This window comes from Dyella silvatica (assembly GCF_026283955.1).
Classification (GTDB): domain Bacteria; phylum Pseudomonadota; class Gammaproteobacteria; order Xanthomonadales; family Rhodanobacteraceae; genus Dyella_C; species Dyella_C silvatica.
The window spans coordinates 20,485-44,138 of sequence record NZ_JAPDPE010000001.1 but is presented as its reverse complement, the minus strand read 5'-3'; the positions used below and the strand labels follow the sequence as shown (position 1 = coordinate 44,138).

At 61.1% G+C, this 23,654-nt stretch carries 17 protein-coding genes; 8 read left to right on the top strand and 9 right to left on the bottom strand.

Features of this window, described 5'->3' with window-relative positions:
- Window positions 1–70: 70 nt before the first annotated feature.
- The 3 genes from OUZ52_RS00180 to glk all read right to left on the bottom strand — a co-directional run bounded on the left by OUZ52_RS00180 (window position 71) and on the right by glk (window position 4,421).
- The gene (locus OUZ52_RS00180) at window positions 71–313 is read right to left on the bottom strand and encodes a hypothetical protein (RefSeq protein WP_266156289.1); all 243 of its coding nucleotides are present in this window, start codon (window positions 311–313) and stop codon (window positions 71–73) included.
- 175 nt (window positions 314–488) lie between these two features.
- Entirely contained in the window at window positions 489–3,242 is a 2,754-nt protein-coding gene (locus OUZ52_RS00175; protein WP_425493742.1) for a TonB-dependent receptor, read from the bottom strand.
- Window positions 3,243–3,362: 120 nt separating this feature from the next.
- A complete protein-coding gene (glk, locus tag OUZ52_RS00170) occupies window positions 3,363–4,421 on the bottom strand; it encodes a glucokinase (RefSeq protein WP_266156287.1) in 1,059 nt (352 codons plus the stop codon).
- Between the two features lie 339 nt (window positions 4,422–4,760).
- Between glk and OUZ52_RS00165 the strand changes: the two genes are divergently transcribed.
- The 4 genes from OUZ52_RS00165 (at window position 4,761) to nagA (ending at window position 9,444) form a co-directional block, all read left to right on the top strand.
- The gene (locus OUZ52_RS00165) at window positions 4,761–6,050 is read left to right on the top strand and encodes a sugar MFS transporter (protein ID WP_266156286.1); all 1,290 of its coding nucleotides are present in this window, start codon (window positions 4,761–4,763) and stop codon (window positions 6,048–6,050) included.
- A 98-nt stretch (window positions 6,051–6,148) separates the two neighbouring features.
- The gene (locus OUZ52_RS00160; RefSeq protein WP_266156285.1) at window positions 6,149–7,201 is read left to right on the top strand and encodes a LacI family DNA-binding transcriptional regulator; all 1,053 of its coding nucleotides are present in this window, start codon (window positions 6,149–6,151) and stop codon (window positions 7,199–7,201) included.
- Between the two features lie 48 nt (window positions 7,202–7,249).
- Window positions 7,250–8,284: an SIS domain-containing protein gene (locus OUZ52_RS00155; protein ID WP_266156284.1), complete on the top strand. Its 1,035-nt coding sequence runs from the start codon at window positions 7,250–7,252 to the stop codon at window positions 8,282–8,284.
- On the top strand, window positions 8,284–9,444 hold the full coding sequence (gene nagA, locus OUZ52_RS00150; RefSeq protein ID WP_266156283.1) for an N-acetylglucosamine-6-phosphate deacetylase: 1,161 nt from the start codon (window positions 8,284–8,286) through the stop codon (window positions 9,442–9,444). Before OUZ52_RS00155 ends, nagA begins: the two co-directional genes overlap by 1 nt.
- Before the next feature lie 11 nt (window positions 9,445–9,455).
- On the opposite strand, the gene OUZ52_RS00145 is transcribed toward nagA, so the two are convergent.
- Window positions 9,456–10,649 carry an FAD-dependent oxidoreductase gene (locus tag OUZ52_RS00145; protein ID WP_266156282.1) on the bottom strand — a complete coding sequence of 398 codons (1,194 nt, stop codon included), beginning with the start codon at window positions 10,647–10,649 and terminating at the stop codon, window positions 9,456–9,458.
- A gap of 54 nt (window positions 10,650–10,703) precedes the next feature.
- Between OUZ52_RS00145 and OUZ52_RS00140 the strand changes: the two genes are divergently transcribed.
- Both OUZ52_RS00140 and OUZ52_RS00135 read left to right on the top strand, forming a co-directional pair.
- Window positions 10,704–11,225, top strand: coding sequence for a MarR family winged helix-turn-helix transcriptional regulator (locus OUZ52_RS00140; protein WP_266156281.1), 522 nt, complete (start codon window positions 10,704–10,706; stop codon window positions 11,223–11,225).
- Window positions 11,226–11,308: 83 nt separating this feature from the next.
- Window positions 11,309–13,273, top strand: a complete 1,965-nt coding sequence (locus OUZ52_RS00135; protein ID WP_266156280.1) for an alkaline phosphatase family protein — start codon at window positions 11,309–11,311, stop codon at window positions 13,271–13,273.
- 524 nt (window positions 13,274–13,797) lie between these two features.
- Here the strand turns inward: OUZ52_RS00135 and OUZ52_RS00130 are convergent.
- Both OUZ52_RS00130 and OUZ52_RS00125 read right to left on the bottom strand, forming a co-directional pair.
- Entirely contained in the window at window positions 13,798–14,883 is a 1,086-nt protein-coding gene (locus OUZ52_RS00130; protein WP_266156279.1) for a S53 family peptidase, read from the bottom strand.
- On the bottom strand, window positions 14,876–15,562 hold the full coding sequence (locus OUZ52_RS00125; RefSeq protein ID WP_266156278.1) for a protease pro-enzyme activation domain-containing protein: 687 nt from the start codon (window positions 15,560–15,562) through the stop codon (window positions 14,876–14,878). Before OUZ52_RS00125 ends, OUZ52_RS00130 begins: the two co-directional genes overlap by 8 nt.
- A gap of 15 nt (window positions 15,563–15,577) precedes the next feature.
- On the opposite strand from OUZ52_RS00125, the gene OUZ52_RS00120 reads away from it, so the two are divergent.
- Window positions 15,578–15,739, top strand: a complete 162-nt coding sequence (locus tag OUZ52_RS00120) for a hypothetical protein (protein WP_266156277.1) — start codon at window positions 15,578–15,580, stop codon at window positions 15,737–15,739.
- Window positions 15,740–16,184: 445 nt separating this feature from the next.
- Here the strand turns inward: OUZ52_RS00120 and OUZ52_RS00115 are convergent, their stop codons facing one another.
- Both OUZ52_RS00115 and OUZ52_RS00110 read right to left on the bottom strand, forming a co-directional pair.
- On the bottom strand, window positions 16,185–17,900 hold the full coding sequence (locus OUZ52_RS00115) for a sulfatase-like hydrolase/transferase (protein ID WP_266156276.1): 1,716 nt from the start codon (window positions 17,898–17,900) through the stop codon (window positions 16,185–16,187).
- 246 nt (window positions 17,901–18,146) lie between these two features.
- Window positions 18,147–20,045: a PKD domain-containing protein gene (locus OUZ52_RS00110; RefSeq protein ID WP_266156275.1), complete on the bottom strand. Its 1,899-nt coding sequence runs from the start codon at window positions 20,043–20,045 to the stop codon at window positions 18,147–18,149.
- Window positions 20,046–20,994: 949 nt separating this feature from the next.
- Here OUZ52_RS00110 and OUZ52_RS00105 point away from each other — a divergent pair.
- Window positions 20,995–22,986: a bifunctional 2',3'-cyclic-nucleotide 2'-phosphodiesterase/3'-nucleotidase gene (locus OUZ52_RS00105; protein WP_425493738.1), complete on the top strand. Its 1,992-nt coding sequence runs from the start codon at window positions 20,995–20,997 to the stop codon at window positions 22,984–22,986.
- A 66-nt stretch (window positions 22,987–23,052) separates the two neighbouring features.
- On the opposite strand, the gene OUZ52_RS00100 is transcribed toward OUZ52_RS00105, so the two are convergent.
- On the bottom strand, window positions 23,053–23,637 hold the full coding sequence (locus OUZ52_RS00100) for an NUDIX domain-containing protein (RefSeq protein WP_266156273.1): 585 nt from the start codon (window positions 23,635–23,637) through the stop codon (window positions 23,053–23,055).
- Between the last annotated feature and the right edge of the window lie 17 nt (window positions 23,638–23,654).

Below are 23,654 nucleotides of genomic sequence, written 5' to 3'. Positions count from 1 at the left end.
TGGCGAACGAGGCCAGGTCCGTGGGGAGTGAAGCCATCGGCCTCAAAACATGCACTTTCGACACACACACTTAGAACTTGAAATCGACCACGGCAGAGGCGTTGCGCTTGGTGTCCGGCGATGCGGCCAGGCTTTCGCAAATGCCCGCCACGGTAACGGCGGCGAATTCTTTGACCATCGCCTTGTCGGCCTGATGGGTTTTCATGGTGCCTGGGCTGCTGCTCTGCTGACCGCTGTCTTGTGCATGCAGCGGTCCGCCTAAACACAAGCCGGTGATGATGCCCATCGCGCGCCATGTTCTACCTAGCATCATGACTACCCCCTCAGAGGTCATGGGCGGTCGTGCTCAGACGATGCGCCTGGGTGAGATGGCTTGCTCTGCTTCGTGACGCTTCTTGAAGCGAGCGCAAGCGTCCCCCCGGATGCCTGCGTCACCGATGTACCACCCGCCTCCTGCAAACAGGAGGCGGGTGCCTTGCGCAAATCGATTACAGATTGACGTGGACGGTGGCCATGAAGCGACGGCCGGTGCTGTAGGTCGCCACCGGCAGATCCTTGGTCTGCAGATATTGCTCGTACTTCTCGTTGGTCAGATTCATGCCGTCGAGGGTGAACAAGACATGTTCGTTGAGCTTGTAGCCCAGCGAGGCGCCGAGATCACCGTAGTTGCCGGTGGTGGCCGGCGGTGCGCCGGCAATGTAGCCGCCGGCGAGATAGCTGCTGCGCCAGTTGTAGTTGAGGCGGGCGCTGAACGGGCCTTTCTCGTAGTACGGGCTGAGCGAGTAGGAGTTCTTCGAGCTGTACGGCAACGCGCCACCGCTGTCCAGCGTGCCGTCGGCATAGGTGTAGCTGGCGGTCAGGCCGAAGCCGGTGCTGCCAAACGGCTGCTGATAGCTGACGCTGGCACCCTTGACCTTGCCGGCGCCGGTATCGCGCGGACGGCTGACCGAATAACCGCAGAAACCATCGGCGGTGCACAGGCCTTGCGCCACTTGCTTGGCAAAGGTCGCCGGGTCGTTGTCCTTGGCCGAGTTGTAATGCTGCTCAACGGCGCTGTCGACGAAGATGTAGTTGCTGATCTTCTTGTAGAAGCCGGTGATCGCCAGCACCGACTGCGGTGCGAAGTACCACTCGGCGGACAGCGAGAAGTTGTTCGACTTGTACGGACTGAGCTTGGCATTGCCGCCGCTGCCGGTCAGCACGCTGTCGTTGAGGAACAAGTTGCTGACCTGCATGTTGTACGGCGCACGCGCAATGACCTTGGCGGCGGCAAAGCGCAGCAGCAGGTCCTGGCTGACGTCATAGGCCACGTTCAACGACGGCAATACGTCGTTATGCGTGCTCGAGCTGGTCTGCCACCAGCCGGCCGGCGGCGGGTACAAGGGCACGCCGCTGTAGCTGAAGCCGCTGCCGTCGGTCGCGGTGTGCACATAGCGCGCACCGAAGTTGCCATGCCACGGGCCGCTGGCGAAGTCGACCTGTGCATACAGCGCAGACGTTTTCTCGACGATCTTCCAGGTACCGTTGAGATAAGAGCCCGGATCATTGTTGCCGCCATTGGTGGCGCGAACCCATGCCCATTCCTTGCCCGGATCGGGCTGCACGTGGCTGGCCGAACCGGCCAATGCACCGTTGAAGGCGCCCAGCGTATCGGTGTTGCCGATGGTGCCGAGGTTGGCCAGCGAGATCGGGCCATTCGGGCCGTACACGTGCTGTTCCATGCTTTCTTCGTGGCGGTTGTAGCGGCCACCGATCAGCAACTGATTGATGAAGCCGTCGAAATCCTTGGTGAAGTCGAGCTGCGCATAGGTGTCTTTGGCCTGTGCCTTGAACACACCGTAGTTGCCCGCCCAGCCACCCAGGCCTGGGGTGTCGTTCATATGCCAGTTGGCCGGGTTGTTCGCCGCCTGCGGGTTATCGAAACTGAAACCGTTGCGGATGTTCCAGGTATAGCCGCCGGCGTATACCGGCTCCATCGCTACCTGCGACATGTCGTTGTTGTCGGCCTTGCTGTAGCCGGCCGCGCCACCCAGGCTCCAGCCGTTGCCGTGGTAGGTGCTCTTCAGGTCGAAGGCGGTCGTCTTGACGATCGACTTGCGTACGTTGCTATCGAACGTGTTCTGCGCAATGGCCGGACAGCCCGGGCTATCGTTGCCGCAGACATGGCCGCCGGTGATCACCCCGTTGGCGCCCTGGTTGAAGCTGGTGATATTGCCCGGTGTAGCGCTGGTGAACGGATACAACGACTGATTCCAGTTGTTGAAGTTCTCACGCACGTACAGGCTGTTGAAGTCGACATCCCACTGCTCGTTGGGACGGAACTGCATGCCGAGGGTGACGCTGTCGCGCTTGCGATCTTGCTGGAAATAGGCCGAGTTGACTTCGTTCGGCACCAGCGCATTCGGGTTCAGCGAACCGTTGGCGATACCGGCGGCCACAGCCGGACTGGAGGAGAACTTGGACACCGGGCTGTAGCCGAAAATCTCCAGGCCCTGGCGATCGATCTTCTCTTCGAAATGCTGTGCCGAGGTGATGATGCCGAAGGTGTTGTCGCTGTTTTTCCAGCTATACAGCAACGAAGCGGCCGGACGATTCTTCTCGGCCTGATCGTTATAGGTGACGCCGAACGAACCGCGCAGCGTGTTCGCCTTCAGGTCGAGCGGCTCCAGCGTGTGCAGCAAGATGGTGCCGCCGAGGCTGCCTTCGGGCAAACGCGCCTCGGGCGATTTATAGACTTCCAGGCGGCCGACCAATTCCGGCGCCAGCATGGTGAAGTCGAAGCCGCGATTGGGTTGCGCGCCGTACTGCCATGGCGTCTGCGAAATCGGCTGACCATTGAGGAAAGTCAGGTTGAGGCTGGGATCGGTACCGTCGATGCTGACGCGGTCGCCCTGACCGAACTGACGGTCGATGGTGACGCCGGGAATCGTGGTCATCGCCTCGGCGACGTTGGTGTTCGGAAACTTGCCGATGTCTTCGGCGGTAATCGCCTCGACCACGGCATCGGCGTTGCGCTTGGTGTCGAGCGATTTTTCAAGACTGGCGCGAATACCGGTCACCGTAATGCCCTGCAACTGAGTTGCCTTGGCTTCTTCGGCTTTCTGCGCGGCGGTCTTGGCTTTTGCCGGCTGGGTGGCGTCCTGGGCGGTGCTTCCCTGAGCACTGTCCTGGGCCCATGCAGTGGCGGACATACAAAGGCCGGCAACGATACTGGCGGCGAGCAGCGTTCGATGAAACGACATGTTGCGGTGTGACATGGTGGTCTCCCCTCGAGGGTGAAACATTGGCGGTTGGCTAGCTGGGTTTACACCCGTTATTCAAGACATGAAGGTCAATAAACAAAGGACAAAAAAACGCGTTGCTTAGCTATTTGGCGCAGTGCCCTCCCGTGTGGGGGATGGCCGGCCATCCAGATACAAGCCGGCGGCGCCGATCACCCCGAGCTGGCCGTGCTCCATCAGCCGTACGGGAACCTGTTTCAAAAAAGGGCGCATCACGCCCTTATTGAAAAAACGCTCGGTAAAACTGCTGTTCAACAGCAGTTCGCGGATCTGCGGCAGGATGCCGCCAGCGAGAAAAACACCGCCGCGCGCGCCGTACAGCAACGCGAGGTCACCGACAAAACTGCCGAGCAATCCGCAAAACACCTGCAATGCTTCGACGGCGGCTTCGTCGCTGCGCGCTACCGCGGCATCGGTGATGTCGCTGGGCAAAACCAGGGCGGCGGCAGCTCCACGCAAATGGCAGATCGCTTGATACAGATTGCGCAGGCCAGGGCCGGACAGCGCATCTTCGAACGAGACATAGGCGCGCTCCCGCGCCAGCAAGCGCAGTATTTCTATTTCGCGCTCATTGCCCGGCGCCAGGGTGATTTGCCCGGCCTCGGTCGCCAGCACCGTCGCGTGCGGCTGGCCCGGCAACAGCACCGCCGAACCCAGGCCGGTACCCGGCCCCATCACCAAGACCGGCCCGACCATCGGCGGCGCATCGGTGTCGATGATTGGCACGGTGTCGGCACGGGTCAGGAACTGGGTGGCATAAGCCACTGCTTCGAAGTCGTTGATGACCGCCAGGCGATCGATGCCGAGGCTGGTGCGAATATCGCGAATCGATACCGGCCAGGGCAGATTGTCGTTGACGATGGCGTCACCCAGCACATAACCCGCACTGGCCACGGCACATTGATCGACCTGCCCGGCCACGCCGATGCGTTCGACAAAATCTTTCAGTACGGCGGTAAGGCTGGGCCAGTCCGCGCAGGCATAGCGCTGATACTCGAGCACGGTTACTGGATGGGCATCGCCAAGCTGTTGCGCCACCAGCCCCACACGCGCATGCGTGCCGCCGACGTCGGCGGCGAGGAAAAATCCATCCGCCGTTGCCGCCCTTCTCGCGCTGCTGTGGTTAGCCACGTCCGCCACGCTCACTCCCCCGTCACATCCCCGTCACGTTCTTGTAAACGTGACCCCATTGGGAGCCGGAGTCTGGGAAGGGATGACAACGTTGTCAACAGGACAAATGGAAGGGTCAAAACAGGCGCGTTTTGCAGCGCAACAATGCGCCATGGCGCGGCAAAACGAGTGGACAAGAACGGCCGCCCAAAGGCCTCCCCGCTGACCGACGGAAGGACAACAATTGACAACGTTGCTAGTTAGCGCGGATAAACGGCCCGGGGATATCACGGTCCAGCGACCATTTCGGTCATCAGCCCGTCCACATTAGAGCTGCACCATCCAAGCATTGCGGGGAGTTTCATCATCATGTCGTCCAGCACGCTTACCGCCGACGAATCACGCACATCGAGCCTGGTGCCGATGCTTATCATCGGCGTACTGTTTTTCATCTTCGGCTTTGTCACCTGGCTTAACGGGCCACTGATCACCTTCGTCAAACTGGCCTTTAGCCTGGATGACGTGAACGCTTTCCTGGTGCCGATGGCGTTTTATCTTTCTTACTTTTTCCTCGCCCTGCCCTCTTCTGCCGTGCTCAAGCGCACCGGCATGAAAAAAGGCATGGCGTTTGGCTTATTCGTGATGGCATTGGGGGCGGTGCTGTTTGGCCAATTCGTGACCATGCGGATCTATCCGGGCGCATTGACGGGCTTGTTCGTGATCGGCGCGGGGCTGGCCTTGCTGCAAACCGCATCGAACCCGTACATCAGCATTCTCGGCCCGATCGACAGCGCCGCGCAGCGCATCGCGTTCATGGGTATTTGCAACAAGATCGCCGGCGCATTGGCGCCGATCGTGTTTGGCGCGCTGGTACTCAGCGGCATCGACTCCTTCGATCAACAAGTGAAGGCGGCACCGTCGCCCGAAGCGCGCGAGGCCTTGCTCAATACCTTCGCCGCCAAGGTGCATATGCCTTATATGGTGATGGCCGGCTTGTTGGTGTTGCTGGCGATCTGGGTGTTGCGTTCGTCACTGCCGGAAATCAAACCGGCCGGCGCCAACAGCGAGCATGATATCGGCCACGACAAGGGCAGCATTTTCAGCTTTCCGCATTTGTGGCTGGGTGTGCTGTGCCTGTTTTTGTATGTCGGCGTGGAGGTGATGGCCGGTGACGCCATTGGCACCTACGGCCAAAGCTTCGGCTTGTCCAAAGGCGAGACCGCGCATTTCACCACTTACACCTTGCTCGCCATGCTGGCGGGTTACCTAGCTGGCCTGGCGCTTATCCCGCGCATCATTTCGCAACAAAGCTACCTGGCGGTGTCGGCGATACTCGGCGTGCTGTTCACCATCGGCGCCTACTTCACCCAGGGTTATTTCTCGGTGGCGTTCGTCGCTGCGCTGGGCTTTGCCAACGCGATGATGTGGCCGGCGATCTTTCCGCTGGCGATCAAAGGGCTGGGCCGCTTTACCGAGTTTGGCTCGGCCCTGCTTATCATGGGCATCGCCGGTGGCGCGATCGTGCCGCAGCTGTATGTGCATCTGAAAGAACACTTCAACTTCCAACTGGTCTTTTTGCTGCTGATGGTGCCTTGCTATCTCTACATCCTGTACTTCGGCCTGCGCGGCCATCGGGTAGGCCAACATCCGAGCAACTGAGTTACTTCCCATGGAATCAGCTGACACTGATGTCGTTCAGTGGGCCCCGATCTGCGAGGCTATGCTGTCCGCCCTTCGATCTGCCGGAGTTTGAATCGTTGCCAAGCCCCACTATTAAGGATGTCGCCAAACGCTCCGGCGTCTCGCTGAAAACCGTCTCCCGGGTGATCAACCGGGAAGCATCGGTGCGTACCGACACGCGCGAGAAAGTGGAGCGCGCCATCGAGGCGCTCGGTTATCGTCCCAACCCGGCGGCACGCGGGTTGCGCAGCACCCATGCGTATGCGATCGGGCTGGTTTACGACAACCCGAACGCGCACTACGTCATCAGCATGCAAGAGGGGGTGTTGTCGGCCTGCCGCGAACGCGGCTTTGGCTTGCAGATTCACCCTTGCGACAGCTCGGCGGCAGACCTGGCCGAAGAGCTGTCCAGCCTGGTGTCGCGCTCGCGCCTGGCCGGTCTGGTGCTGGCCCCGCCGATGTCCGAGCAAGATGAACTGATCGCCACGCTTAAGGCACAAGATATTTGCTTTGTGCGCATTATCGCCTCGCGTGACGACCCGCAGGACGGCTCGCCTTGCGTCTATGTGGATGACCGCGACGCGGCCTATGCGATTACCGAACATTTGATCCAGCTCGGCCATACGCGTATCGGTTTTCTGTGGGGCGAGCCGCATCATCGCTCCAGCCCCGAGCGCTACCAGGGTTATTCGAATGCCATGAAGGATTACGGCATCACCATCAACAAGAAATTCGTGCTGCCGGGCAACTACGCGTTTGACGACGGCTTTCGCCGCGCGCGCAAATTGCTCGCCCTGAAAGAACCACCCACGGCGATTTTCGGCAGCAACGACGAGATCGCCGCCGGCGTGCTGGCGGCCGCGCGTTCGGCCGGGCTGGATGTGCCGTGGGATCTATCCATCGCCGGCTTCGAAGACAATCCATTCTCCAAACAGGCCTGGCCAGCGCTGACCACGGCGCGCCAGTCCACCGGTGAAATCGGCCGCCACGCCGCACTGCGCTTGATGGATGAGCTGCAACGCAAGAGCAACGGCGCCGACAACACGCTCGCCAACGAAGGCTTTACTCCCGAACTGGTGGTGCGCGGGTCTACCTCGCCGCCACGCGGTTCCACACCCAAAAAAGGCTGAGTGCGCCACGCGCCTCGCCCAGCAGATGCACTTCCCTTTGAGAGTTTTATGAAAGCAGCCAGTGACACCTTGATGTACCGCGAGGCGATGGAAACCGCCGCCGTGGTCGAACGCCAACTCAGTGAGAATGCCGCCTTGCTTGCCGCGCTGGGCGAGCGCCTGCGCGCGCAGCCACCGCGCTTTATTGTCACCTGCGCGCGCGGCAGCTCTGACCATGCCGCGGCTTATGCCAAATATGTTTTCGAAACCCGGCTGGGCTTGATCACCGCCTCGGCCTCGCCGTCGATCTCGTCGATTTACGATGCGGATCTGCATCTCGACGGCGCCTTGTTCATTGCCATTTCGCAATCGGGCAAAAGCCCGGACCTGCTACGCAGTGCACAGGCGGCCAAAGACGCCGGTGCGATGGTGCTGGCGATGGTCAATGTCGAGGACTCCCCGCTGGCCGCGCTGGCCGATACGGTGATTCCGTTGCGCGCCGGCCCTGAGCGCAGCGTGGCAGCGACAAAAAGTTATCTGGCAACGCTGGCGGCGATCCTGCAATTGACCGCGCACTGGAGCAACGATGCCGAGCTGCATGCGGTGATCACCCGCCTGCCGGATGATTTGCGCCGCGGCTGGGATGCCGACTGGAGCGCGCTGACCAAGGGCTTGCGCGGTGCGCAAAGCCTGTTCGTGGTGGGCCGCGGCTACGGTTTTGGCGCGGCGCTGGAAGCGGCGCTCAAGCTCAAGGAAACCTGTGGCCTGCACGCCGAGGCCTTTAGCGCGGCGGAAGTAAAGCACGGCCCGATGGCGCTGGTCGGCGATGGTTTCCCGGTGCTGTTCTTCGCCCAGGACGATGGCACCCAGGACAACACCGTGGCGGTGGCGAATGAATTCCGTAGCCGTGGCGCACGCGTATGGCTGGCCGCGCCGGGCTCCGATGCTGCCGACGCCTTGCCCCTGCCGAACAACATCGCGCCGATCGTGACGCCGTTGCTGGCGGTGCAAAGTTTTTATCGCGCGGCCAGCGCGCTGTCGCTGGCACGCGGCTATGATCCTGATGTACCGCCGCACCTGCGCAAGGTCACGGAGACCATGTAATGACGACGCAACCGCTACTGGCCCTGGTCAATGGCCGCGTACTCGGTGATCACGGCCCACGCGAAGGCTTGGCCGTACTGGTGAAAGGCGAGCGCAGTGTCGCCATCGCCGCAGCCGACGACCCGCGTGTAGCCAACGCTCAACAGCACGACCTGCAAGGCCGTTTGTTGCTGCCGGGCTTTATCGACGTGCAGGTCAACGGTGGCGGCGGCTTGCTGTTCAACGCCGCGCCCACCGTTGAAACCCTGCGCGGCATTGCCGCGGCGCATCGCAAGTTCGGTACCACCGGCTTTCTGCCCACGCTGATTACCGATACGGCCGAGGTGATGTTCGCCGCGCTGGCCGCCGTCAACGCAGCGATCGAGGAAGGCGTGCCCGGCGTGCTCGGCATCCACGTCGAAGGCCCTTTTCTGGCCACCGCGCGCAAAGGCATTCACGATGCTCATCTGTTCCGCCAGCCCACCGCCGATGATCTGGCCGCGCTTACTGTCGGTAACCGCGGCGTGGTGATGCTGACCCTGGCGCCTGAGCGGGTGCCGCTGGATGCTATCCGCCAGCTCAATGCCGCCGGGGTGATCGTGGTCGCCGGCCATACCGCAGCCGACTACGCCACCACCCGCACTGCGCTCGACGCCGGCATCCGCGGCTTTACCCATCTGTATAACGCGATGACCCCACTGGGCAGCCGCGAACCCGGCGTGGTCGGCGCCGCGCTGGACGATCCGCATAGCTGGTGCGGCCTGATCGTCGACGGCCATCATGTCGACCCGGTGGCCTTGCGCATCGCCATTGCCGCCAAGGCGCGCGGCAAGAGCGTGCTGGTCACCGATGCGATGCCGCCAGTCGGCGCCGATCGTCCCGACTACGTGCTCAACGGCCAGACCATCGTCGCCCGCGATGGCGTTTGCCAAAGCGACGACGGCGTACTCGCCGGCTCCGCCCTGGACATGGCCAGCGCCGTGCGCAACGCCGTCAACATGCTTGGCCTGCCGCTGGCCGAAGCCTCGCGCATGGCCAGCAGTTATCCGGCCGCATGGATTGGGCTGGAGCGTACGCAAGGTCACCTGGTGGCTGGGCAGCGCGCCGATTTCGCGATACTCGACGACGATCTGACCGTGCGCGAGACCTGGATCGGCGGCATAGCCACGTCGTACGACTGAGGTTTGGACGGCTATTCGACACGATAGTCGAATAGCCAGTCTTCCGGCCGCCGCGCAAAGATCGGCAACAACAGCCGCATCATCGATATCCGTGCCCAGTAGGCCAGTAATGAACGGCTGTGTTTCTGCGCACCGCGCTGGCGGCCGAGCGCAATGACCCGATCGGTGCGCGGGCGGCGCTCGCGCTCGAAACGAGCGAAGACGGCAGGCACGTCGTCACTGTTTTCACGTAACAGTTTCGCCAGCATTTGCGCATCTTCCAGCGCCATGGATGCACCTTGTCCCGAATGCGGCGCTACTGCATGGGCCGCATCACCGATCAAAAGTACCCGGCCTTTACTCCACGAAGGCAGGCTGGGCACATCGTGAATCGCGAACGGAAGAATCTCTTCGGTGCTTTCGATCAATTGCGCAATCGGCTGCGGCCAGTCGCCATGAATGCGTAGCAAGGCGGCTTTGCGATCCTGCAGGGTCAGCCGCCGATCGGCCTCGCGATCCGGCAGCGGACCTTCTGCCGTACTCCACCACATGGTGCGCGGCCCGGCCGGGGTCAATACATCGGCCATGCCAAAGAAACCGCGCTGGCCCAAGGTCATCTGAATACTTTTGCCGGCGCCCGCCGCAAAAGCCTCCTTCGACACGCAAGGACTGAAACCACCCGGCGCAATCAGCCCGGTGTAAACCGGCCCCGGCGCGTCGGGCATGATCAGCTGCCGCACGCTGGAACGGATGCCGTCGGCCGCCACGACCATATCCGCCTCGGCGTGACTGCCATCCTCAAAGCGCAACACTACCGGCTGGCCTTCCTGGTCCTCGATCGCCGTCACGCGTTTTGCATAGCGTATCGAGGCCCCGGCGAACTGCATGCCCTGCGAGCAAATGGCTTGTAGCGCTGTGCGTGCCATCAGCACGGAGGTGATGCCGTAGCGCGCCTGCTCATCCACGCAAACCTCTACCAGACGCCGCCCGCGCTGGCTTTGCATGCTCCAACCGTGCTGGCGCACGCTGGCCGCGCGCACGGCATCCTCCAACCCGGCGGCACGCAGCACGCGCATGCCATTGCAGCCGAGACCAATGCCGCCGCCCTGCTCGCTTGGCATCGCCAGCGCCTCATAAACCGTCACCTCGAAGCCGGCCTGACGCAAGAAGATCGCCAGCACCGGCCCCGCGATGCCGCCACCCACCACCGCCACTCGCTTAGCCATAGCTATCTCATTTATTAAATATCTTGATAATTGAGATAATGATAGCGTAAGCGGATGAAAGAACAAGCCGCCCGTAAAAATCGCCTGGAACAAGCGCTCAGCACCGATATCGGGCGCGAGTTCAGCGCCCGTACGATCCTGTTCCACCAGGCCATCGCCTCGCTCGCCGGGGTCTCGGCCACCGACATGAAATGTCTCGATTACATCCAGCGCGGGGTCGCTCAGACACCCGGGGATCTGGCGCGCGAAACTGGCCTGACCACCGGCGCCATCACCGCCGCGATCGATCGATTGGAACGCGCCGAGCTGGTGCTGCGCGAACGCTCCGAGCAAGATCGCCGCAAAGTGCTGCTGCAACTGAAACACTCGCCACAGCTGCAAGCGCTGATGCCGATCTATGAGTCGATCGCCGATCAATCGCGAACGATGACCAAGCGCTACAGCGTCGAGCAAATGGAAACGATCCACGACTATCTGACTCGCTGGATCGAAATCATGCGGCAGGAAACCCGCAAAATCACCGCACGTAGCGCCACCGTCGAAAGCAAGAGCAAAGGCGCGAAGAAGTCAACGTGAGCCCAATCCGCGCTAGACACCAAACTGCAACATGCATTGCTCAGCATGTGTGGTTCACCCGCGCGATGATCCGAGGCTTTTGCATGTCCCGTCCTTTCCGGCGCACGATGCGCCTGCTTGCCTGTGCCACCCTTTTCGCCACTATGTCGGCGCCAGCGGTATTCGCCGCGCCTGCGCATCGGGTGATCCTGTTTGTATGGGACGGCATGCGGCCGGATGCGATCAGTGCCGAGGACACGCCCAACCTGCTTGCGCTAAGCCAGAACGGCAGCTATTTCGAAGACAATCACTCGACCTATCCGACCTTCACCATGGCCAACGCATCGTCGTTCGCCACCGGTGCTTTCCCGGGGCCGCTGGGCTTCTACGGCAATCGCTTCTGGGCGCCCGGCAGCACCGGGCTGGATGCCAAAGGCCAGGCCGTGGAGTTCCAGGCGCCGATCTTCACCGAGGATTACCAAGTGCTGCGCGATCTCGACGCGCACTACAAACACGAGCTGCTGGAGTTGCCGACGCTGTTCGCCGCCGCGCAAAAAGCCGGCCTGAAAACGGTGGTGATCGGTAAATCCGGCCCGGCGTTTTTGCAGGACTACAAAGAAGGCGGCCTGTTGCTCGATGAGAACACCGTACTGCCGCTGAGCTTTGCCAAAGAGTTGCAGCAAGCCGGTTACCCGCTGCCCGCGCACACCGCGACCACCTATAACAGCAGCCAGCTGAGCTTGCGCGAAGACAACGATTCGCCGACCGAACAAGGCAAGATGCTGACGCTGAAAGACGGCGTGACCTCCGATGCCACGGCCGCGGCCGACACCACCCCGGCCGCGTCGAACGCCTGGATGATGAAGGTTTATCTGGAGCAGGTGCTGCCCAAACATCGCCCTGATCTCAGTGTGGTGTGGCTGCGCAATCCCGATACCACCCAGCACATGTACGGCGTCGGCTCGCCGGAGTTCCATCTGGCGCTGAAAGCGCAGGACGCAGTGCTCGGTCAGCTGCAAGCGAAGCTGAAAGCGCTGGGCATGGATCAAGACACCAATATCATCGTGGTCTCCGACCACGGCCACAGCAATATCGCCGGCCCGCGCGATCTGTTTCCGCTGCGCCAGCTCAATGATGGCCGCGTCAGCAATGTCGATAACGACTGGGGCTATTCCACCTCCGGCGCGGTGCGCCTGGCCGATGCACTGAGCAAGGGCGGCATCAGCGCCTTCGACGGCACCGGCTGCATTTACGCGCCGGTGATGAACGGCTTGCGCGCCGACGGCTCACAACTGATATCCAGCCGTTACGACGACGATGGCCACCTCTGCGGCAAACCCGCCGCATACACCACGCCAAGCTACAAACTGCCGGAAACCCTACCCAAGGGCGCACTGGTGATCGCCTCCAACGGCGGTACCGAATACCTCTACCAGCCCGAACACGATGCCGAAGTGGTGAAGCGCACGGTGCGCTTCCTGCAATCACGCGAATACATCGGCGCGATCTTCGTCGCCAAACGCTACGGCAATATCCCCGGCACCTTGCCGGCGGAGAACGTGCATCTCGAAAACGCCGCACGCGGCCCGGACATCATCCTCAGCTACGCCTGGGATGCCGATGCCGTGATCCAGGGTTTTCGCGGCACCGAATACGCCAGCATGAGCAACGAGCGCGGCGAACACGGCAGCTTCAGCCCGATCGACGTACACAACACCCTGCTCGCCAACGGCCCCGGCTTCCGCAACGGCTTCCGCGACAGCCTGCCCAGCGGCAACGTCGACGTCGCCCCCACCATCGCCGCGCTATTGAACCTGCCCCTGCCGCGCGCGCAAGGCCGCGTACTCCACGAAGCCCTCACCGGCCCGCTCGCCCAGCCGCTCGAGGCCTACCACGTGCAGCCCGCCGAACTGCGCCCCAGCCAACCCGCCACCGGCCTCACCACCCAACGCATCGACGGCAGCCCCCTGCCCGCCACCAGCTACAGCTTCGTCCTGCAACTCAAGCAGCTTGAGTCCGATGGCAAGCGCTGGACGTACTTCGACCTGGCGAAACCCGAGCGCCACTGAGCCCCGACGTACCCCCTCCCAACCTCCCCCTGCCAGTCCCAAAAAGGGGACTCCCTTTGGTCGCAGGGGAGGGGCCAAAGCGGCAAGTCTGAGAATCAACGCGAACACCACACCTGCTCCTGATGTTGCCGTTGCCGTTGCTCTTGTTTTTGCCTTTGACATCAGGGCCCCCTGTGCGTCGGTGAGGGCTGGACGAAAAGGCCCGCAGGGGCATCGACATGGACGTCGATGCCTTTTCGCCAGGGCAGGAAGCCCTGTCGAAAAGCCCGGCCAGCCCTCACGCACCCGAAGGGCGACAAGCGGGGTTGGCCTTTCTTTGGGTTACTTTTCTTTGGCCACGCAAAGAAAAGTGACTCGAACCCCGGAAGGGGTCCGAAACACGCCGCAGGCGACAACCCGCGACAACACCCCCCACCGGCATGCAGCAACACCCGTTGCGACCCCGATAACGAAGCCGCAACAGGCCACGCCGCCTAACTCAGGGAGTGCCAGCCTGCGGCACTCCCCTTCCCTATCTGCCATCTCTAGTTAGCAACAACCGGCAACAACCGATTAAACGCCTGGACGTCCAGACTGCCCCAGCCACTGACATAGTCCCAGCCCCGCTTGGCCGAATAGCCATAACCGTTCTGGCCGTTATTGCCCTCGACCACGTCATGGACCACCACTGGATTCTTGGCGATGTACCGGTAAAGCCATGGCGCCGCAAAACCCAATTGATTGGCATGCGCGGTTTCCAGCCGAGCCCAGAGCGCCGCGAAAATCGGTGCCGACAAACTGGTGCCACCGATCGGCTCGCTGAATCCGCCCAGGTCCACCAGGACACCCGAACTGGGATCAGCGTCGAAGGCCACATCCGGAAGCCCTCGCTTGGTCGCCGAAGAGCCGAGTACGGAAGTCTGCCAGGCAGGTATCGCTTCGTACTTGCTCACCCCACCGCCCGTGCTGCTCCAGGCCGTTTCGCTGCTGTAAGTGGTGCCATTGGTGTAAAGCGTGGTGCCGCCTACGGCGACGACATAAGGCGACGCGGCTTCACCGTCCACAGAATAATCAGTCGGGCTCTTGGGATTGATCCCGTCATAAACACTGTCGTAGGCGCCGTCATCGCCTGAGCCGACCGAAATCGTCTGCCCCTGCGCCACCGCCTGCTTGAACAGTACGTTGGCGGCGTCGAGGTAGCCCTCTGACTTGTAGTAGTCCTCCGAGTCCCCGCCAGCCGAATCGCTGATCACCTTCACCACGTCGTCGCCCACCGCCCGATCGTAGGCATAAATGATATTTTCCGGAGTGACCGGCCTTACTTCCTGACCGTTATCGGGCGCGGCGTAGAAGATCAAACCCTTCACGCCACCGCTGACTCCGATAATGGTCTGGCTATCCATCGACCATTCGCCGTTGCCCGCGTCGTCGTTCTCATAGGGGCTACCCGCGGGGCCCGCATTGACCACGTGCACGGCAGGCGCATCCAACTGGTGCTGGCTTACGAAATCATCCAGGTTCTGCTCGACCTGAGTCAGATCCCCTGCCGCGATAATCCCGACCATGGTGTCGGTGGCGGCAGGTGTGTCACCCACGTGGTAGATGGTGGCGAACTCGGTGGGATCATGCATGGCGCCGATGCCGGAATTCCGACACGTTCTGCAAACCAAACACCGATTGCACGATGCCCCCCAGTTCAGCGGGCACCTGCGCCGCGCCGGCGTTGGCGAAAACGTCCCGGCCGCGATAGTTGAACTGCAACAAGCGGGTATGAAACGCGCTCGCCACAGCAGCGGAACTGCCTCGCGCCGAAACAAGCAGGCGACTTCGACTGACCGTGATGTCGGTCAATCCCGCACGTCGCAAATAGGCCACCACCTTTGCCACCGCTTCGGCGGTAGGCGCGTATTGCTTGGCGAATTGTCCTGGTTTCAGGAATTTTCTATAGCGCGAGTCCGCCGGATTGCTGACGGCTTGCACGAAGTCGTTCAACCCTGCCTCATCGCGAATATTCAACGTGACGGTGATCGCTAGCGTCGTATCTCCAGGCAACGCAGATGCCTGCTGGCTTGCCAAGCGCAAGTCGTCTCTCAACGACGGCGCGGACAAAGCCGCGGCACCGTTGGCGGCCGCTGGAATGAATGCCTGCGTATGGGTGGATATCCAAGTATCGGCTTGCTGGGCGTAAATGACGTTCGACATGCCGATCATGGCCAAAGCCATAACGAGCTTGGTCGAGCACGCGTACTTTGAGGTCTTCGGCATGACTACGATCTCCTTACCGATGGTTACTGAAAGAATGTTCACCACGGACATCCATCGCGAATGGATATTTATGAGACGGATGCGCTCACCGCATCATCGGAACTGGTTCGTGAAGAGCGAGTCAGCGGCTGCCGCCGCAGCTTTGTGCCGCAACTCAAACAGCTCGAATCCGATGGCAAACGCTGGACTTATTTCGACCTGGCAAAACCCGAGCGCCACTGAGCCCCGACGTACCCCCTCCCAACCTCCCCCTACACGTAGGGGAGGGGCCAAAGCCGCAAGGCTGAAAATCAGCGCAAACATCACAGCTCATTCACCCCACCGCCACCTACCACGATTCTGGCTTTTGGCTTTTGACGTCAAAGGCCCCTGTGCGTCGGTGAGGGCTGGACGACCAGGCCCGCAGGGGCATGGGCAAGGATGCCCATGCCTTTTCGCCAGGGCAGGATGCCCTGGCGAAAAGCCCGGCCAGACCTCACGCACCCGTAGGGCGACAAGCGGGGTTGGCCTTTCTTTGGGTTACTTTTCTTTGGCCACGCAAAGAAAAGTGACTCGGCCTCCGGCAGGAGGCCGAAAGCCCGCCGCAGGCGAGCCAGGTCACGACAACACAACCAACAAGCGAAAAGCCCAACCACTTAAAAGTGGAGCGCAGAGCAGCCCCCACCCATCACTGATAAACATGCAACCGATTAAAAATCCAAGCGTGATAGCTATCCAACAACCCCGGCACCGCACAATCGTTATAAAGCCCCCCACAACGATCCCGCAACACCGTAGCCGCCGAAAAATACGGATCCGCCGGCAACCCCGCCGCCTGCAACACCATGCTAGGCAGATAAGCGATATCCAGCGTCGAGTAATGCGGTAACTGCGCCCCCGCAAAATTACTCTTCAGCATGAAATACGTCAGATAGTTCCGGTACGGCTCCTGCTCCGCCGACAGCGTGCGCGGCATCCCGCGAATCAGGCCGCTGAACGATGGCTGGTGATCGCCAAAATGCATCAACACCGTCGGCTGCTCGCGATCCAGAAAATCTTTCTCCAGCCCGCGCATGGCTTGATCGGACTGTTGCAAGTTCGCCAGATAAGCACTGAGATTCAGGCCCAGGCGGGTGGGCAGCTTCGGCAGCAAACCGCGATTGAAAGGCGCCGGCAGGCTCGACAACGGATCCATATCGTGCGGCCCGTGCTGCTGCAAGGTCAGCACCATGATGAAAACCGGCTGCCCCGGCTTTTTCACCTTGTCGTAGATGCGCTTGGCCGCCTGGAACATCTGCGTATCGGTCTCTTCCCACTCCACCAGGCCAAGCTGCGGCGCATCGTAGACCTGATCGACGCCATAGGCCTGATAGGCATTGCGGCCATTGAGAAAATTGCCATTGGTAGGAAAGATGCCGACCGTCAAATACCCCAGCCGCTGCAACTGGCGCGGCAGCGAATCGGCCACATGCGGGGCCAGCACGAAGGGCGCGTACATGCCGCCGGAGCCGAAGATGTCCTGCGGCATCCCGACCAGGGCGGCAAACTCGCTTACCCAGGTACCGCCGCCCCAGGTATGCACGCGCAACATGCCGCTGGCGCGGGTGCGCGCATCCGGCTGAAACAGCGATACCTTGCATTCGGGAATCGTGCATTGGGTGTAAATCGACGGGTCAAAGGTGCTTTCTTCGAGCACCTGCACGATGTCCGGGTACGGCGGCGGCAAGCTGCCGGGGCGGCCACGTGCGGTATCGGCCCAGTTCTGCTCGGCGATGGCATCGCTGGAGCGCGGCGGCAGGCGCACCTGCGAGTCGCGCATATTGATGAAGAAATTGGTCAGCTGCGCATCGTCGGACAATTTGTCCCAGACATCTTTCGAATGCGCCTGGGCAAACGGACCGCTGGGCAACAGGCAAACCCAGAAAGCGCAAGCGCCAAGCAAGCTGCCGCCGATGCGCAGCATCAACATGCGGCGCTGGCCCATGCCGGCGAACAGGCGCTTATCCCAGCGCCATGCCAGCCACAGCACCAGCGGCACCGATATGCACAGCCCCAGGCACAAGGCGAACAGGTGCGGGTAATGCCGCAAGGTCTCCACCAGGCTGCTGCGCGCGTAGTAGTAGAAATCCGCCGCGATCAGCGGTGAATCGAGATAGCGCAGCTTGAGCACGGAAAGAAATTTCAACGCCAGGAACAGGCCGCCGCTGACCACCAGCGCCATGGCGATACGGGCAAAGGCAAAGATCAATGCACCCAAGGTGCAGATCATCAACGCTGAAATGAATAACCGTTGCAGCCATTCCGGCTCTTGCAACGCAGCTGCGTACACACTGATAGCAAAGAAAACGGCGGCGCCCAGGCAGGCGGCGATGTTTCGCTTGGAGCGAAACGGAATGTTCAGCATGTGTCGAGAGTCCCCTGTTCCAGCTTAGTGTGACGCGGGCCACGATTCTACGGCGGCCAGGCGTAACCGCAACCAACGGCCGGTCATGACTGGCGACAGGGTGCTTTCGCCGGCTGCGCCTGGGTAGCCTGGCAAAACAGCAAAAAAAACCCGGCCCTCGCGAGCCGGGTTTTCCGGGATTTCTAATGCATCCCTGCCCTTTGCAACAAGCGGCTGACAACGGGTCAGCCGCTTGCAGGAGAGCGCTTACTGCACGGTCAGGGTGACGTCATCGATCACGAAGGAAGTCTGCAGCGAAGCATTCTCAGTACCGGTGAACTTGATCACCACGGTCTTGCCGATGTACGGAGCCAGGCTGCTGCTGTGCACGGTATAACCGGTGTTGTGGTTGAGGTTGGAGAACGTCGCCAGCGTCGCCAGCAAGGTACCCGAGGTGTTGAACACCTGCACCTTGAAGGTGTCATTGGCTGCCGTCGTGGTGGTTTCGGCGGTATCGATATGCAGGTAGTACTGCAGCGTCGCCGAGGTCTTGCCTGCCGGGATCGCTACCGTCTGCGCCACGGTATCGGTATGCGAGCTGCCATAACCGTCAAGCCATGCATCCCACGAACCCGCGTGTGCAGGTTCGCTGGTGGTGTCGTTGTTGAGCACACCAGCCGTCATCGTCCATGGTGCCGCGGTACCAGTTTCAAAACCGGTATTGCCCAGCAGCTGCGTCGAACCACCGCCACTGCTAACCGTTACCGACTGCGTCTTGCTGCTGCTTTTCCCGCTGGCGCTGTCGGTCACCGTCTCGGTCACGCTGTAGCTGCCAGCGGCCGCATAGGTGTGGCTCGGATTGGTGGCAGTCGACGAAGTGCTGTCACCAAAGGTCCATGAGTGCGACGTAATCGAGCCGCCGCTATCGGTGGAGCTGTCGGTGAAATTGGCCGTCAGACCGCTGGTCGTAAAGCCAAAATTAGCCGTCGGCGTACCGCCACCGCCACCGCCACCCACGATCGGATGGGCGATTTCGCACTGGTTGGTATCGTTCGACCAGGTACTTTGCATGGCAAAGGTGCCGGTGCCCATGGTCACATTGGCCGACGCGCCCTGGCCCGAAGAGAGCCAGGCGCACTCGTCACCGTTTTCTTGACCGTTGAAGGACGAGCCGGTGGTATTGGTCCAGCCACCTGCCGGGTTCTGGTCGGTAACGGTTTCGGCGTACTCATGACCATTGACGATCGAGAAACCATCCAGGGTGCCCGCACTGCCGCTATTGACGAAGCCCTGACCGCAACTGGAACCAGCGTCGGCGACATACGGCATATTGGTGAAAGCGACATCGCCCACCGGCGAAGTCACGCTCTGGTCACCGTTCCAGTCATGCCATGCGCAGAAACTGCCGCTGGGCGTGTTGAATCCATCCGGCGTGGTGCCTGATGGCGACAGGATCACGTACTGCGCATAGCGATTGGATGCTGCCGTGGTATTGCCGAAATGCTGTGCCGCGTTAATCGCTTCCTGTGCCAGCTGCGCACCGGTAGCCGAGGCAGGCGAGGCGGCTGAATTGTCGTACCAGATACCGGCGAATGGGCCACCGGTCGGGTAATGGATCAGCGGTGCGCCTGACGGGCAAGAGGTCGCGCCGGTGGCCACCAGGGGGCCATCGCAATACTGGGTCATCGTGCCCGACCACAGTTCGCCGCCGGTACCCAGGCCTTTGAACATGCTTTCCAGATAAGGCACGGCGCCGTCGGCATCGTTGGACAGGGTGGTATTGCCATTGGCATCGGTGCCGGCGGTACCCCATTGGCTACCGTAAACCACCAGATATACCTTGGGTGTGCCGCTGGTGACGCCAATACCGTCCACGCCGCCGCCGAAGCTAAGCGTCTCGGTGCCGGTAACCGCAGGCTGTGCATGCATGACCGAGTACTGCCTCATTCTGTTCAAGGCATCCCGGGTGGGAATCGCGCCATGACGATAAGGGTGCCCGTAACGCGGCGAGTAAGGGTTGGATACATTTTGCTGTGCCGCGCCATTTTGCTGTGCCGCTCCATTGTTTGCAGCATCGCTGCTCGCTGCCGCCGCGCCTGCCACCAGGCTAAGCAAGGCCGAAGCAGCGACTACTTTAAGCAAGCCGCTTTTCGTGTAATCGGACATTTTATTACCCCATAAAAATAGGACAAAAGAACCCGTTGCGGCGGCGTGGCCACAGGCTTTGCGTCGCCGCATTAACGGGACTGTTTATTGCACCGAATTACCCCGCGATTTCGTCAACACCCAACTAAAGCCCGCCCCTTACAGTCCCTGCAGGCTCATATTTGAAGTGCGTGCATGCAGGCAGTGATCTGCCTGATTCCCTAACGAAACCATCCGTCAACCTCTCCCATTGACGAATCCGTTGACCCTAATCAAGAAGACATGACAAGACAACCTATTGTTCTAACAACCATTTATGTGAAAGCACCTTCACGCAAAATCGTTCGGCCGCAGCCAGCGTGCCGATTTGCCGCAAGACAACATGGCTTACGAACCGATTAAACGGCCGTATCAATGCCATCCGCATCCGCCATTCGACTCATCCCGATAACAAAGATAATCATTACGTATTCATTATGTCTTGGCGCACATCGCTAACGCAGCAACAAATAACGACAGCGGCGAGTCTGCAAAGCGTAAGTTAATGCACGGCAAATGCGGCCGCGATAATGGCGCCAGCCCAGCTAAAGCACCAATTCTTAAAATTATTAACCCATAATAAATAGCAATAACTTGCCCCGCGGATACTCCACTCAGGTCACAAAAAATAAATCGTCAAAACGAGTTCGCATGAATTTGTATTGATAATCATAACCATCATTAATCTAATTTCTTTCTAAAATGCGCCCAAATAATAATCATCCTCGTTGGAAGACAGCTTCACGCAAGCCTTCTCGCTCGATGCAATCTGCCGGCCATGTCACCCGCGCAGCAAAGCCCAACGCTGGATCGCCTCACCACCGGGCTAAATCCGCACAGCGGCCAGGGTTTGGCGCCATGCGGGGCACCTAACGAAGCGTCATCTCGATCTGCTACGTTGCGCGGCTTGTTCGTCAGCAATGGAAACACCATGCCCATGCCGCCACGCCTCGTTTCTCTCACGGCTTTTGCCGCCGCCCTGCTTGCCGGTTGCGCCACCGCACCGCAGCAAGCGAGGCCGCTGGCTGACGGCACGCGTGCGGACGTGGCGATTCTGGAGACCACCGACCTGCATGCCAACGTGCTCAGTTACGACTATTACAAGGTCAAGCCCGACAGCAGCCTGGGCTACGAGCGCACCACCACGCTGATCCGCCGCGCGCGGGCGGAGTTTCCCAATAACTTCCTGTTCGATAGCGGCGACACCATTCAAGGCACCGTGCTGGCCGACTACCAGGCCCAGGTCAAGCCGATCGGCTGTGATGAAGAGCTGGCGATTTACCGCGCCATGGACGCCATCGGCTACGACGGCGGCACCGCCGGCAATCACGAGTTCAACTACGGCCTGCCCTTTCTGTCGCAGGTCACCGGCACGCCGATGAATGTCGAAGGCGGCCATAGCGATCGCTGCGCCGGGCCGCATTTCCCGCTGGTGCTTTCCAATGTGTACAGCGCACGGGACGGCCAGCCGATCTTCAAGCCCTGGGCCGTGGTCGAGAAAAACATCCAGGTCACCGACCCCAGCGGCAAGACTCATAGCGCGCCGTTGAAAATCGGCATCATCGGCTTTACGCCGCCGCCGATTCTGGAGTGGGACAAACAAAACCTCGCCGGCAAGGTCACCGTCACGGGCGTGGTCGAAGCGGCCAAACGTTATCTGCCAGAGCTGCAAGCGCAACACCCCGACCTGATCGTCGCCGTGCTGCATGGCGGCTTGAACACCGACACCTATACCTCAGAGATGGAGAACGGCGGCTGGTACCTCGCCGCCATCCCGGGCATCGACGTCTTGCTGCTGGGACACTCGCACACTGAGTTCCCCGGCCCGCATTACGAGAGCATGCAGGACGTGGATGCCAAGCGCGGCTTCGTGCGCGGCACGCCTGCGGTGATGGCCGGCTTCTTCGGCAAAGACCTTGGCGTGATCAAGCTGGCGCTGGATCGGCAGAACGGCCACTGGGTGATCGACAAAGCCCAGACGCATAGCGAAGTGCGCCCGATCTGCCCGAAGAAAAATGAATGCGTGCCGGTCGATCCGGTGATCGCACCGCTGGTGGCTCAGGCCCATGAAGCCGCCGTGGCCCACGTCAACACCACCATCGGCGAAAGCGCGCTGCGCATGAGCAGCTATTTTGCCGACGAAGGCAATATGACCGCGTTGGCCGCCGTCAATGCCGCCCAGCGCGACTACGTCATCAATGAACTGCCGAAGCTGCACCCGGAACTGGCCAAGCTGCCGGTGCTTTCCGCGGCCGCGGCCTTTCGCACCGGCTTTGGCGGCCCCGACGATTACACTGATGTCGCCGCCGGCCCGCTAACCCTGCGCAGCGCCGCCGATTTGTACTTTTATCCCAACACCCTCGCCGCGGTGAAAGTCGATGGCGCCGGGCTGAAGGCGTGGCTGGAGAAATCCGCCGAACGTTTCAATCGTATCGACCCGAGCAAGGCCGGCGAGCAAGCGTTGATCAATGACCACTACCCCGGATTCAATTTCGACCAGATCCAGGGCGGCATCGCCTACACCATTGATGTCTCCAAGCCGGTCGGCCAGCGCATCACCCGGCTGACTTTCCAGGGCAAGCCAGTCAGCCCGAAACAACTCTTCATCGTCGCCACCAATAACTACCGGGCCAGCGGTGGCGGTAACTTCCCCGGCCTCGACGGCAACAACATCGTACTCGCCGCACCCGATGGCGCGCGCGAGATCCTGGCCAAGTGGCTGCAACGCCAACAGCAGATCGGCAGCAAAGATCTGCAGCCCACCTCGTGGCGTTTCGCCCCGCTGAAAACGGCAGGCCCGATTGTCTTCAAGGGCGCCGCCGGCAAGCAGGATGTGGCGCATGCCACCGGCCTGTCGACCATTCGCCAGCTGTGCGACAACGGCGAAGGCAACGCCACCTATGCGATCGACTTGACGCGTTAAGCACCCCGCGAGGGTTGGCTGGCGTGGTGTTGGGCAGCGAATCCCAACACCGCGCCAGCATCCCCATCAAGCAAAGACATGCAGCGCCGCATACTGCAGCAGCATGATGGTTTTGCCATCGACGATCTCGCCACGCGCAATCATCGCCATCGCCTGCTCGAAGGGTAGTTCCAGCACTTCGATATCTTCGCCTTCTTCGGCCAGCCCGCCACCGTCGCCGACTTTGCTGGCGGCGTCGTATTCGGCCATGAAGAAAAACAGTTTCTCGGTGACCGAGCCGGGGCTCATGAACGCCTCGAAGACTTTGCTGACTGCGCTCAAGCGATAACCGGTTTCCTCTTCCACTTCGGCGCGTATGCGTTGCTCGGGCGTGGCCTGGTCGAGCAAGCCGGCTGGCGCTTCGATCAACATGCCGTGATGCCCGTTGACGTAGGCCGGAAAGCGAAACTGCCGCGTCAGCACCACGCTGCGCTGTTGCCGGTTGTACAACAGCAAGGCGGCACCGTTGCCGCGATCGTAGGTTTCGCGATGTTGCCGCTGCCAGCTGCCATCGGCGCGCAGAAAGTCAAAAGTGGTTTTCTTCAGCAGATACCAATCGTTGGATAGCACCTGGCTATCGATCACACGGACCCGTTCGGCGGTTTTATGCATGGCGGTTTGCTCCCAAG